The sequence below is a fragment of the Clostridium sp. AF02-29 genome, from assembly GCF_934835585.1.
Taxonomy (GTDB): Bacteria; Bacillota; Clostridia; order Lachnospirales; family Lachnospiraceae; genus Otoolea; species Otoolea fessa.
On sequence record NZ_CAKVZK010000050.1, the window covers coordinates 1 to 13,206 of the forward strand.

Consider the following 13,206-nt stretch of genomic DNA (forward strand, 5'->3'; position numbering starts at 1 on the left):
AATGTAGCGTTCCATTTTACACATTTGTCAACGCTATTAAAACAGATTTGCTAAATGAGAAAAATAGAATATTTTCTCCATCCTGTCAATCCAGCCTGGTCAGCGGTAGTGTACAAAAGGATAGGTTGTCCCTCGTGGTGCTTATCCTTTTTTTGAAAAATTTCATTTTCTTTGCAACATTTCCCCATTCCCATCTGTATATAAGATAGAACGGCAGAAATGCCGGAACAAAAAACATGGAAAATGAAGAAAAAAGGAGAATAAAAATTATGAGAAGAACAAAAATGGCGGCATTAGGAATGGTAATGGTGTTATCTATGGCTGCATGTGTGGGAAGGGCAGAGACTACGGCTGAAGGGGCAACAATGAAGTCCATGGAGATGGATAGCGGAGAAAGTGAGGAAAACATGATCGGGATGCCGAATCCATATACGGACCATGACACTTTAAAAGAGGCGGAAGAGGACGCACTGACTGGACTGGTAGAGCAGGTGCAGTAGATTTTGCAGGACGGACGCGGGCTGTTATGAAAATGATGATGTTTGTGGACGATGAAAGGCTTAAATAGAAGATTAGAAAGAGGAACGGATATGTACAGGGGATATGAGTTGTTGACTTGGGAGAATCGTCTGGTGGATGTGGGAGCCCGGCGGATAAGAAAATTCCATCAGACAGAGCTGGAAATCAGACTTTGCCGGGTTATGAAGCGTATCATTTCACAGGCATTGGCAGTATGGAACCGAACGCTGGCCTGGGGCAATCCGAATATGGATGCGGAACCGGTGGATGCTGTTTTTGACGATTCCTGGAGTCAGGCAAGTTGGAAAAATAAAGCCAGTGGTAAAAGCCTGAACCTTGGGCAGATACGAGCAGGAAAAGTCTCTGGCAGCGGGCATCTGGAGCAGCAGGATAGCCTGGCAGAGCGACTTTTAGATACTTATGGAAATTCTATTCTTCGTCTGGCTTATTCTTATCTTCACAATTACAGCGACGCAGAGGACATTTTACAGGAGACTCTGATCCGTTACCTGCAAAATATCCCGCAGATAACGGACACGGTTCATGAAAAGGCGTGGCTTTTAAAGGTGGCGGTCAATTTGAGCAAAAACCAGATCGGTTACAACCGCCTCCGGAACACGGATGAGTTAAATGACGAGTTGATTGCCGAGGAGCGGGAAGATCTGTCCTTTGTCTGGGAAGCGGTGAAGTCACTGCCGGAAAAGTACCGGGAGGCTATCCATCTGTATTATTATGAAGGGTATTCTACAGGACAGGTGGCAGAGCTATTGGGACGAAAGGAAAGCAGTGTCCGTTCCAATTTGAAACGGGGCCGGGAGAAGCTGAAAATGATTTTGAAGGAGGCGTATGATTTTGAGTAAGGCATATGATGAGATTATGGACAGAATTGTAGTAAACGATGATATGCGCCGACGTGTCCTTCAAAATGTGGAAAAACAGATGGTTGATGGAGCCGGGACCGGGGAAAATCAGACGAAAAATGCAGGAATGAAGCGGCAGCCAGCGGAAAATGATACAAAGCCTGCAAATAACGTAGAATTGCAGGAAGATTTTGCCGTATGGGGGGAAGAAGAAAAGAGACTCCGCCGCATGAGACGTTATCGGATTTCCAAATTTCTCTCCGCTGTGGCATGTTTGGCACTTTTGATAACTGGTGTTGTGGTACTCCCACAGATCAACCGTGGGCAGCAGGAGCCTACTTCTGACCAGAAGATGGTTGGCGGTGCGAATGGTATGGAAAGCGTTGCTTCGGCGGATGAACTGTTCCAGAAACTGGGATTTCCGGTATCGGATCTGAAGAATCTGCCGTTTACTGTGGAACACACCGAATACACCAACGGATGGGGTAAATTTTCCCAGATTGACTATGAGGGCATAGACGCAGAAGGCGATGCCCAGAGCCTGTGTTATCGGAAAGGAATCGGAGAAGAAGATATTTCCGGTGACTACAATGTGTATGAGGTAGAAGAAATAGCAAATGTGTCAGGTGCGCAGGTGACGTTGAAAGGAAGCGCGGATGGTTATGTGCTGGCAGTTTGGAATGCGGATGGCTATGCGTATGCAGTCAGTGTAACGAAAAAAATCACGAAAGAAGAGATGCTGCAGATTGTAGAAGAAATCGTGAAAAAATGAGGAAATCACATCGGCTTATGCAAACAAGATGCTGAGAATCCTGGAAGAAGACAAGGCATTCTGGATAAAAATTCCGTTGACAACACATTCTTTATTTGATACTATTTATCAAGTAAATTCAATATTCCATGAGGGAGTAGTTAGCGCGAAAGTGTGATTTGTCAACATTCTGATTATAGCAACTGTATAATCTGGCAAATCTTAAATAATGAGACTCATGTATATCGATGGACGACAGTTTTTGTATCATGCATAGCTGTCAGTTGATATACATGAGTTTTTCTTTTGTGCATTGATGCAAAAAGGGAGGACATCGTAATCGACAGTGAGCGGTGAGGGAACATGCATTACATCTAGGAGGAAATGAAAAATGATGCTGTTTTTTAAAGTGTTTTTTACAGAATTTATCGCAGAGATGGGCGATAAAACCCAGCTTATGCTGATTGCTCTCACTTCAAAATATAAGTTGAGAGATATTATACTAGGAACTGCGGCGGCGATTCTTGTTCTGAATGGTCTTGCGGTTCTGGCGGGCGGACTTGTCAGTGAATTTATTCCTGACTGGCTTATTAAGATGATTGCAGCACTTGCATTTTTGTATTTCGCCGCATCGACTCTTGCCGGTGATGATGACGAAGAAGAGGAGGAGGGCGGTAAATCAAAGATTCAGTTCGCACCCTTAGCTGTTTTTTGTACATTTTTTGTGGCAGAACTGGGAGATAAAACTCAGCTTACAGCCATCACGTTCGGAGCCAATGAAGGCATGAAATCAGCCTTTGTTGTATGGATTGGATGCTCTCTGGGACTTTTTGCAGCGGATATTCTCGGAATGCTGGTTGGATATCTTTTAAAGAGCAAAACTCCCGATGGGCTGCTGAATACACTGGCATTTGTTATTTTTTCCATATTTGGTGCTTTCACACTTCATCAGGGACTGAACATGATGAACGCAAGAGTCTGTCCGATTCCGGTATGGCCGGTATGGATTGCTGCGGCTGTTATTTTTACTGCCTTATGTGTCTGGATCTATATAAAAAGAAAGAAGGAAAATAAATGCGATATTTAAAACCACATTATTATGATAAATTTGTCTGTACAGCAGGAGATTGTCCGGATAGCTGCTGTGCCGGATGGCAGATCGTGATTGATGAAACCTCTCTGGAGCGATATGGAAATGAAAAGAGCGAGTTCGGAACGCGATTACGCAATTCTATTGACTGGGATGAAGAATGTTTTTACCAGAACAATCGGCGCTGTGCATTTTTAAATGAAGAAAATCTCTGCGATCTTTATAAAGCACTGGGACCAGATTCTCTTTGTGATACCTGCCGGATGTACCCGAGACATACGGAAGAATACGAGGGGCTTCGGGAATTATCTCTTTCCCTGTCCTGTCCGGAGGCGGCTAGAATCATTCTTTCCTGTAAAGAACCGGTCCGTTTTCTGGAAGAAGAGGACGATTTGGAGGACGATTTTGAAGAATTCGATTTTATGATGTTTTCCCAGTTGGAAGATACAAGAGATGTTCTGTTTTCGATTTTACAGGATCGATCCCTTCCTCTGACACTCCGAATGTCGGCATCCGAACAGCTGACAGAACAATATCAGATCCGGGTGGAAGAGCAGAAGGAATATGAAATTGATGAACTTCTGCGAAACTGTGAAGCTCATCATCAGAGAAAAAAACTTCAGGAATTTGTATCAGAAAGTCTTGCTGAAAAAGGCATTGATGCAGCATCTCTCCATCGGTGGGCACGCCAGATAGAAGAATTGCAGGTACTACGCGGTCTGGAACGCCTGCGTCCGGAATGGGATGATGTGCTGGATGGTGCTGAAAAGTGGCTGTATCAGGGAAGTGAGGAAACCTATCATAAAATTTGCGAAGAATTTCATAAGGCATATGGAAGCTTAGGAAGTCACAAAGAAGAATGGGAAAATCTGGGCGAGCAGCTTTTAATGTTTTTTGTCTATACCTATTTTTGCGGGGCTGTCTACGACGATATGGTCTGTTCCAAGATGGAACTGGCATTGTTCTCTGTTCGCTGGATACAGGAATTTCTGATGGTCCGATGGCTGGAAAATGGAAAGAAACTTTCCATGAAGGATGTGGAAGAAATCTCCTGGAGATATGCTCGGGAAGTAGAACATTCCGATGATAACTTAAATGCACTGGAAGACTGGCTTTTTGAGCGGTATGCACCAGTTTAATCACCGAAAGAAGCATATTGCAAAAATGAATCATACGAACAAAAAAGCTCTATTCTATAAAATTGAGCGTACCGTATCTCCGGACGTCAACAAATAGCATAGAGCTTTTGAGTTAAATTTTGCCACATAATGCTTCTGTCATTTTCATGATAATAAGCAAAAGGTAAGCGTCAGTAAACCAAGAGGTTACCGCATAAGGCGCAGCAGACCGATTACTTTGCCAAGAATCTGTACTTTATCCACAATAATCGGATCCATGGTTGCATTCTCTGGCTGGAGACGATAGTGACCGTTCTCCTTGAAGAAACGCTTAACGGTAGCTGAATCATCGATGAGTGCAACCACGATCTCGCCATTCTCTGCGACACTGGTCTGTTCCACGATAACACGATCTCCGTCATAGATGCCCACATCGATCATACTATTGCCGCGGACCTTCAGCATAAAAGTTTCGCTGTTCGGAAGCAGTTCTGCCGGAATCGGGAAATAGTTCTCCACATTCTCATCAGCCAGAATCGGCGCACCGGCTGCTACAGTACCGATAAGGGGTACATTCACCAGTTCACGGCGGGACAGGTTAAAGGTGTCATCAACGATCTCGATGGCTCTCGGTTTCGTCGGATCCCGGTGAATATATCCGTTCTTCTCAAGCTGTTCCAGATGAGAGTGGACAGAAGAGGTAGATTTAAGCTGTACCTTTTCACAAATTTCACGTACCGTCGGCGGATAACCTTTCTTTAAAATGCATGCTTTAATAAATTCCAAGATCTCTTTCTGTTTATCTGTAATACGTCCCTGTGCCATATAGATTCCTCCTGTCGATGAAGTATATAAAATGTTTTTAATATCGGATATACAGTGATTCTGGCAGGATACAAGTCGAACGCCCACCTGATGGGACCAGCAGCTGAATCACTGAAAGGTTTGGCCTATAGTAAGCCCTTATTATATTATATATAGTAACATATGTTCGGGCAAAATGCAAACTATTGTTCGTCTTTATCAATGTTTTCTTTTTTAAGCTGTTCTCTTGCCTGCTCAAGCAGCACTTCCAGACGGGCATTTTCTTTGTCTGCCTGACGAAGGAGTTCCTGCATTTCCCGTTCTTTTTTGAATAGTGCGCGCTCCATCGTAAGCTCCGCCTGGGCTTTGCATTGCTGAAGACCCATATCAGCATCTGCTTTTTGTTTTGATAATTCCTGGGTAAGTTCTGTGAGTTTCTGCTGTAGTTCTTTATTTTCAGTTTCAAGTGCCAGAATCCGATCGGATGCATGCTGATAGGACTCTGACTTTACCTCCTGTTCCTTCTGAGAGTGAGAGAGAGCAAGTACAGTATCATGAAGTTCCTGTTTGCATTGCAAAAGCTCATTCTTAAGCATTTCTTCTGATTCTTTTGATCGTTCATTTTCCTTCAGCTGATTTTGTGCCTCTTCTAGTTTCTCCTTCAGCATCTGGTTGATCTGTTCCTGGTCAGCAGCACCTTTTCTGAGCGATTCTAGCTGTTCGGTGAGTGTCTGTTCCTGCTTGGTCAGCAAAGCGGACTCCGCATCCATTTTTTTCTTTTCTGCTTGAAGTTGTTCTACTTTTTTCTGTAACTCTGTGAGGCGCAGTTCTTTTCTCTGGAGTTCAGAAGAGAACTCCTCCCGTGCTCTGGCTTCTGCATTCTGGTTCAATTCCAAGCTATACAGATATGCGGAGGTGATGGACTTAACCATGGTTTCAAACTCCTCAATCTCGACACTTCTCCCCGGGATTGAGGATTTGGCTTGATTTAACTCAAACACCTGCATCACATGATCAAAGCCCTGGGCCTGGTTCATTCCTTTTTGTTCGCAAAATGCACGGAAAGCATCCGCTGTATCGGAATCGATTCGAAAGTTTGCCTGTTTAATTTCTCCCATATTCTATATTCTCCAATCTATTTTTTGTAACTGTTTATTTAATACCCTGACATTCTTGCTACGAGATGGTAACGGTTCATACTCATGTAGACAGTTACGCGAGATAATACTCTGCTTATCAAACTGATTTCAAAGAAGTGCTTTGCAAAGATCATGCGCCAAGTCTTATAACGTTCGATTTAAACTGAAATTTCAAATTGCGTCATACTTGATTTTATGTATATAGATTATCATGAAACCACAAGGGCGTCAATCTGATTCTATGATATGTTATATATCTGTTATACATTATTATTGTTATACATAGATTATGATTTCAGTATTAAAAATAGGAATGAAACTATCAACTATTCGTGAAAGGATGCTTTCGCGAATAGTTTCATCAACTTTTATGGTCATATTTTCCAGAAATAGCAGTGCATTTTTGTGCAATATGTATGATTCCCTATAAAAATCTATATAGCTAAAGTATTTAGATTTTTATAGGGAGCAGGTATCTGCTGCTTACGAGCAAAGCCGCGTTTTCTTACGGCACTTTTGAAACCGAAAATACCGTAAGAAAGGGTGGTGGCAACAGAAATTTGCCGTATTTAAATGCGAAGCCACGGAAAATTTTGTTACTGGGCACGTATGCGTGAACAGTAGCAAGCTGCGAACAAATGTTTGCTTTTTCTTTCAAAACCATTGACAAACATTTGTTCGTATCGTATAATGTAGCCATACAGAACAAATGTTCCTGACATTTTTATAATATTCAAATCTCTTCTCATTCTTTAAGAACAGATTTGAATACAAAAAGACGATTCCAACAAAACACGAGAGGAGAAGATTGCAAATGTATACGTTGAAAAAAGGTGTTATGGTTTTAGCTGTTGTTTTCATCATGCTGCTTTCGGGCTTTTTTGGACGGAGTCTGATGTATGTGATGGCTGAGGAAGAAGCAGATACCAGACCAGAAAAGTACTATACCAGTATTCATCTGAAAGATGGAGATACGCTCTGGAGCATTGCTCAGACATATTGTGCAGATTCGGAGGAGTCAGTTGAAGAGTATGTACGGGAACTGCGCCAGATGAACAGTCTTTCGGATGACCATATTGACGCAGGGCATTACCTGACCATTCGTTATTATAAATAAATCGTTACCGTTCACATACACGTACACGCAACCGATAACAGAGACAGAATTAATTTATAGAATTTTCCATATTCCTGTCCGTAGTCTGTTCATTTAATCTATTTTCTGGTAGAATAAAGTTTAGCAAGCAGTCTATATCTGATTAAATGACAAGCGACAGATGAACAGGAGGAAATAAGGATATGAGTATTGTATATCACGAATCATCGAAGATATTTCATTTATATAACCAGACCATCAGCTATATCATGATGGTTCTTCCAAACGGACATATGGGACAGCTGTATTATGGGAAAAAGATTCGTGACAAGGAAGATTTCTCATACCTTCTTGAATTAGCTCCCAGAGACATGGCATCTTATCTCTATGAAAACGATCGCACCTTTTCACTTGGACATATTAAGCTGGAGTACGGTACTTACGGAAGCGGTGATTACCGACATCCGGCAGTAGAGATTCTCCAGAATGATGGAAGTACCTATTCAGATTTTCAATTTACTGGATATCAGGTTACATCCGGAAAGCCAAAACTGCCAGGACTTCCCGCTACTTATACTGAACAGGACGGGGAAGCTGAAACTCTTATTATTACGTTAAAAGATACCCATACTAATCTGGAGCTGCATCTTTTATATACAATATTTGTCGAGGGCGGTGTCATTGCCCGAAGTGCTTCTATTTCCAATCAGGGAGACATTTCTGTACAGGTTCAGACCGCGATGAGTCTTTGCCTGGATCTTCCTGACCACAATTATGAGTGGATGCAGTTTTCTGGGGCATGGGCGAGAGAGCGCGCACTCCACACACGCAGGCTTGAGTATGGCATTCAGGCGATTGACAGCACCCGGGGACATTCTTCCCATGAGCAGAATCCGTTCATTATTTTAAAACGCCCTTCGGCTGACGAATTTCAGGGAGAAGCCATTGGCTGCAGCTTGATTTACAGCGGTAATTTTCTGGCTCAGGCAGAAGTGGAGTCACATGGAACTACCCGTCTTATGATAGGAATTAATCCGTTTGGCTTTAGCTGGGAGCTGAACCCTGGTGAAACCTTCCAGACTCCGGAGGCAGTGCTTGTTTACTCCTCTCAGGGACTTAACGACATGAGCCAGACTTTTCACCGGCTGTACCGGCGCCGACTGGCAAGGGGGTACTGGCGTGATCGCGAGCGCCCAATCCTGATCAATAACTGGGAGGCAACTTACTTCAATTTTACCGAAGAAAAACTTCTACAGCTGGCTTCCAGAGCCCAGAAATGCGGCATAGAGCTGTTTGTTTTAGATGACGGCTGGTTTGGTGCCAGAAGCAGCTCAAAAGCCGGACTGGGCGACTGGGAGGCAAACCGTGACCGTCTGCCAAACGGTCTTTCCGGACTGGCACAGAAGATAGAAGCGCTCGGCATGAAGTTTGGTCTCTGGATCGAACCGGAGATGGTAAATGCCGATTCCGATTTATTCCGCACGCATCCTGATTGGATCCTTCAGGTTCCAGGGCGAACGCCTTGTCACGGACGTTACCAGTATGTATTGGATTTTTCCCGGCAGGAGATCCTTGATTACATCTATGAAAAGATTGCATCGATTCTGGAAGGCGCCTCCATTTCCTATATCAAGTGGGATATGAACCGAAGTCTCAGTGATGTATGGAGCAGAGGAGTTTCCGCCAGACAGCAGGGAGAAGTATTTCACCGCTACATTCTGGGTGTTTATCAGATGTATGAGCGGCTGACCACACGCTTTCCGGACATTCTGTTCGAATCGTGCGCCAGCGGCGGAGCGCGTTTTGATGCAGGTATGCTATATTACGCACCACAGGGATGGATCAGTGATGATACAGATGCGATTGAACGCCTGCGGATTCAATACGGTACTTCTTATGGTTACCCGATCAGCTCGATGGGATCCCATGTATCTGCTTCTCCGAACCATCAGCTTCATCGTCAGACACCGCTTTGGACACGTGCCAATACCGCGTTCTTCGGAACGTTCGGCTATGAACTGGATCTGGCACAGCTCGGAGAAGATGAGCTATCTGAATTAAAAATTCAGATCGCCTTTATGAAACAGCACCGGTCCCTGATTCAGTATGGTACTTTTTACAGACTTTCCAGTCCGTTTGAAAACAATATCACTGCCTGGATGGCAGTCAGTGAAGACCGCACAGAAGCCCTGGTCGGCTGGTACCGGACACTGAATGTCGCCAATGGTCCGTTTACGCGGCTGTATTTACAGGGACTGGAAGAATCCGATCTTTACAATGTCACGGAATATACAGAAGGACATGAAAGTGCCGTAAGCACCCACTATGGTGACGAACTGATGAATTTAGGACTGATTACCAGTGACGCCTCTTCCGGACAGTATATGGATGGCAGAAGAGAGAGCTGCGACTTTGATTCTCGCCTGTTTTATGTACAAAAGCAGGCTGAATAATAAATAAGATAAAGGCATTAAAAGGGGATTCTCCCGAATCTGGTTTTTAAAGAAGAATCCCTGTAACTGTTCAGTAGGTCTGCGCATTTACTGCGCTGACCGTACAAAAACATGGGTCAGCAGGCAAAAATCCCATTGCCGTAGGCAATTTTTAATGGATTTTTGCGCGTGACTGTGAAGGTACTGAACAGTTACGAATCCCTTTTAATTTAAATCCGGCGTTTCCCCGTATAATCCCGCTTCCGGCGTTCATTTACGATATGATTCAGAATCCCGCCACCGATAATAATAACGGCTGCCATCATCAGCACACGTTTCGCCCCTTCCTGCGGAAGTGTGCTCTTAGACGCAATCGACGTAGTATTGAATTGAAGGGTATATTCGATTTCATGAGGCGTTCCCATCGCCAGTGTATCCGCCCTGACTGTAAGTTCTTTTGTCAGATCCAAAACAGGGATCGTAAAATGAGAATTTGCGTCCTTGGCACTTTCATTCTCGTATTTTCTATTATCTACCACCATGTAATCATAATTGGAACTGCTCCATGTGATGGATATGTATGCCGTTCCATCTGTCACCGTCAGAAGAGCAGGACTTTGGATCGAAGCCTTTCCGCTTCCTCCGGTCATTGTTACCTCGATGGCATATTCACCATCCTCCAGGGAAAGCAGCGTTCCAGTACCTGCCTGCGCCGTCAACGTCCACCGGCTGCTAAATAAGATACAAATGATTCCCAGAAGAATGAAACCTATTTTTTTCATAGACAGAAAACTCCTTACCCTGTGTTTATAAATTCTTTTTCTTATACAGAAACCAGGACGCAGCAACCGAAAAACACGCCAGATACAGAAGCAGGATCCCAATCGTTGTATAAGAAAATGCCTCATGATTGGCGATGCTGCGAAGTGCCGCACTGGTCTGCGATAACGGCAGATATTCAATCATCTGGCGCAGACCATCCGGCATACTCCGGGCTGAAAAGAATGTATTGCACAGATATGCCATCGGCATAATCACGTAATTCGAAAAGCGCGGCACATCGGCATGGTTTTTGGCATAAAAAGATACCACAACTCCAATTGTGGAAAACACAGATCCGTTTAAAAACATTAGAAGGAACGACCAGCCGTTAAAACAGAGCCCCGTTCCGATCGGCAAAATCAGAAGAATAATCACGGCTCCCGCATATAATCCCCGGAGACTTCCGCCGATGATCTGTCCCGCGATGAACTGCCACAGCGGGGTAGGAGAAATGATGACCTGGTCAAATGCTTTTTCGTACAATCTCTGGACGTTTAAATTCTGGGCGATAGCATTGAAACTGCCGTTCATGGTCGTCAGGGCAACCACTCCCGGAATCAGAAAGTTCAGATACGATTGTCCGTGCGACATGGTCTGGATTCCAAGACCAAACACCAGAATATATAAAAGAGGGGCAATCATGGCAGCCAGCGTGATTTTATAAAAATCCCGCCGGAATTCTACCCATTTTTCCCATAACACAGTAAGAATACCCATTTTTACCGGCATTCCAGCTGCTGCCCGATTGTCTCCAGAAATACATCTTCCAATGTCGTACTGCGAAGCGCTGTTTCCTGTTCTGACGCGGACAAATACTGAATTGCCTCCTCCTTTCCATGAAAATAGTGTGATTTCAGCCCATCTGGTGAAGTCTCATCGACCGCATACCGCCCCAACATCTCTATCATATGCCCCGGAGCATCTGTTTCCTCCAGACGTCCACCGCACATAAAGCCAACACGGTCACAAAGCGTTTCTGCTTCCTCCATATAATGCGTTGTCAGAAGAATGGTAAGCTTTTGCTGATTCAGCTTTTTCAGAAGATTCCACATCTGACGGCGGGCAAATGCATCCATCCCTGCAGTCGGTTCATCCAGAAGAAGGATTTCCGGTTCCGTTAAAAGTGCCCGGCAGACCATCAGCTTCCGCTTCATGCCTCCGGAAAGCTTTCGGACGGTTCTCTTCCGATAATCGATCAACCCGCAGAATTCCAGCAATTCCTCTGACCGCTCCCGAATCTTTTTGATCGGCATATAATAAAGACGTCCCTGATATTCCATAATCTCGTTCATCGTCATATCCTGACGCATCGAGTATTCCTGCGTAACGACACTGAGTTTTTGTTTCAGCTGGTTTTTCTGACGGGTCAGCAGCTCTCCGTTGATCCAGATTTCACCCGAAGTCGGAAGCAGGAGAGTGGAGAGCATTCCGATGGTGGTCGTTTTTCCGGCACCATTCGGTCCCAAAAGCCCAAAGAACTCGCCTGTCTCAATTTTCAGGTTCAGATCCTCGACCGCCAGAAAATGATCGTATTTTTTTGTCAGATGCTTTAATTCAATCATGGTTCCCTTCCTTCACGACAATAATCGAATAATAACTTGCCCGATCTGGAATTTCATCGATTTTATGATAAATATGCTCCTCTGGCATACCACAATTTTCGATCATGGTACCTGTCATATGCTTTCCTTTCAGGGTCGCCTTGACAAGTGGCATCTTGGAAGCTGCTTTCATCAGAACCTTGGTACCTGGAAGTTCCAGCGCCGCCTCAATATCATAAGTGGACGGAATAATATGAAGCTGTTCTGAGCGGTCAACAAGACTGTCCTGAAGCTTGGCGCTGACCGCGCAGAAGGATGGAATGCCATTAATGATTTCAGTTGCATAACCATGTGCTTTTACAATCCGATGGATATAAATATAGGTACTGTAAATCGTCGGATCTCCGAGCGTGAGGCAGGCAACATCCTTCCCCTGTTCCAGCTGCTCTATAATCTGATTCGAGGCAGCCTGGTATGCTGCATTTAAAACAGCTTTATCTTTTGTCATCGGAGTAGTGAGGTTTAAGCATTCCTTTTCATCCAGATTTTCCACGATCCCGCTGGCAATTTTATAGGAAACTGCATTTTCCTTTCCATCCGCCGGTACCGCAATCACCGGGCACTTCTGAATCGTGTCAACTGCCAGATACGTCATGAGCCGCGGATCGCCCGGACCTACTCCTACGCCATATAAGGTTCCTTTTATCATAAACATTTCCTTTCTGTGAAAACTGTGAGAAATTCAAGTGTTCAACTTTTAAAATTTTTGTACGATGCCTTTTTTGCTTTTTTAATAAAGTACGAAATTAGCCTTTTTCATCGAAAAATTTAAAAGTAAAAAATTTTGTACTTTATAGTTAGGGGTTAATAAATGGCTTAGATACAAGGATTATAGCATAAAGTACAAAAATTTCAAAATGTACTTTATTTCGAAACAGAATAAAGTACATTTTTAATTGTCCGGATAGCGGGGGAGTGGTTTTAGATAAATTGGATTCTTATAATATTATGGTTTTCAGAACTTATTTCTTATC

Annotated in this window: 13 protein-coding genes; 7 read left to right on the top strand and 6 right to left on the bottom strand. The window is 43.9% G+C overall.

All coding sequences use genetic code 11. The features are described from left to right. Positions 1 to 269: 269 nt before the first annotated feature. The 5 genes from PUQ60_RS10695 (at position 270) to fliB (ending at position 4,359) form a co-directional block, all read left to right on the top strand. Entirely contained in the window at positions 270 to 500 is a 231-nt protein-coding gene (locus PUQ60_RS10695) for a hypothetical protein (RefSeq protein ID WP_273417187.1), read from the top strand. Between the two features lie 90 nt (positions 501 to 590). Continuing rightward, on the top strand, positions 591 to 1,379 hold the full coding sequence (locus tag PUQ60_RS10700; RefSeq protein ID WP_273417186.1) for a sigma-70 family RNA polymerase sigma factor: 789 nt from the start codon (positions 591 to 593) through the stop codon (positions 1,377 to 1,379). Continuing rightward, the gene (locus tag PUQ60_RS10705; RefSeq protein WP_273417185.1) at positions 1,372 to 2,151 is read left to right on the top strand and encodes a hypothetical protein; all 780 of its coding nucleotides are present in this window, start codon (positions 1,372 to 1,374) and stop codon (positions 2,149 to 2,151) included. Before PUQ60_RS10700 ends, PUQ60_RS10705 begins: the two co-directional genes overlap by 8 nt. Before the next feature lie 370 nt (positions 2,152 to 2,521). Continuing rightward, positions 2,522 to 3,217: a TMEM165/GDT1 family protein gene (locus PUQ60_RS10710; protein WP_273417184.1), complete on the top strand. Its 696-nt coding sequence runs from the start codon at positions 2,522 to 2,524 to the stop codon at positions 3,215 to 3,217. Then, entirely contained in the window at positions 3,205 to 4,359 is a 1,155-nt protein-coding gene (gene fliB, locus PUQ60_RS10715) for a flagellin lysine-N-methylase (protein ID WP_273417183.1), read from the top strand. The genes PUQ60_RS10710 and fliB overlap by 13 nt, the downstream gene beginning before the upstream one ends. Before the next feature lie 186 nt (positions 4,360 to 4,545). Here fliB and lexA read toward each other — a convergent pair whose 3' ends face one another. Both lexA and PUQ60_RS10725 read right to left on the bottom strand, forming a co-directional pair. Beyond that, positions 4,546 to 5,163: a transcriptional repressor LexA gene (lexA, locus tag PUQ60_RS10720; RefSeq protein ID WP_022359416.1), complete on the bottom strand. Its 618-nt coding sequence runs from the start codon at positions 5,161 to 5,163 to the stop codon at positions 4,546 to 4,548. 182 nt (positions 5,164 to 5,345) lie between these two features. Continuing rightward, positions 5,346 to 6,260, bottom strand: a complete 915-nt coding sequence (locus PUQ60_RS10725; RefSeq protein WP_177968443.1) for a hypothetical protein — start codon at positions 6,258 to 6,260, stop codon at positions 5,346 to 5,348. Between the two features lie 835 nt (positions 6,261 to 7,095). On the opposite strand from PUQ60_RS10725, the gene PUQ60_RS10730 reads away from it, so the two are divergent. Together PUQ60_RS10730 and PUQ60_RS10735 are read left to right on the top strand one after the other, a co-directional pair. Then, positions 7,096 to 7,398 carry a LysM peptidoglycan-binding domain-containing protein gene (locus PUQ60_RS10730; protein WP_022359414.1) on the top strand — a complete coding sequence of 101 codons (303 nt, stop codon included), beginning with the start codon at positions 7,096 to 7,098 and terminating at the stop codon, positions 7,396 to 7,398. A gap of 182 nt (positions 7,399 to 7,580) precedes the next feature. Further along, complete coding sequence (locus PUQ60_RS10735; RefSeq protein ID WP_177968444.1) at positions 7,581 to 9,830, top strand: alpha-galactosidase; 2,250 nt, start codon at positions 7,581 to 7,583, stop codon at positions 9,828 to 9,830. 209 nt (positions 9,831 to 10,039) lie between these two features. On the opposite strand, the gene PUQ60_RS10740 is transcribed toward PUQ60_RS10735, so the two are convergent. From PUQ60_RS10740 to cobI, 4 genes are read right to left on the bottom strand one after another with little or no spacing between them, the layout of a single operon-like run. Then, positions 10,040 to 10,591, bottom strand: coding sequence for a hypothetical protein (locus PUQ60_RS10740; RefSeq protein ID WP_177968445.1), 552 nt, complete (start codon positions 10,589 to 10,591; stop codon positions 10,040 to 10,042). A 25-nt stretch (positions 10,592 to 10,616) separates the two neighbouring features. Beyond that, positions 10,617 to 11,348 carry an ABC transporter permease gene (locus tag PUQ60_RS10745; RefSeq protein WP_177968448.1) on the bottom strand — a complete coding sequence of 244 codons (732 nt, stop codon included), beginning with the start codon at positions 11,346 to 11,348 and terminating at the stop codon, positions 10,617 to 10,619. A 2-nt stretch (positions 11,349 to 11,350) separates the two neighbouring features. After that, the gene (locus tag PUQ60_RS10750) at positions 11,351 to 12,193 is read right to left on the bottom strand and encodes an ABC transporter ATP-binding protein (protein WP_177968446.1); all 843 of its coding nucleotides are present in this window, start codon (positions 12,191 to 12,193) and stop codon (positions 11,351 to 11,353) included. Next, entirely contained in the window at positions 12,186 to 12,881 is a 696-nt protein-coding gene (cobI, locus tag PUQ60_RS10755) for a precorrin-2 C(20)-methyltransferase (RefSeq protein WP_337376050.1), read from the bottom strand. The genes PUQ60_RS10750 and cobI overlap by 8 nt, the downstream gene beginning before the upstream one ends. Between the last annotated feature and the right edge of the window lie 325 nt (positions 12,882 to 13,206).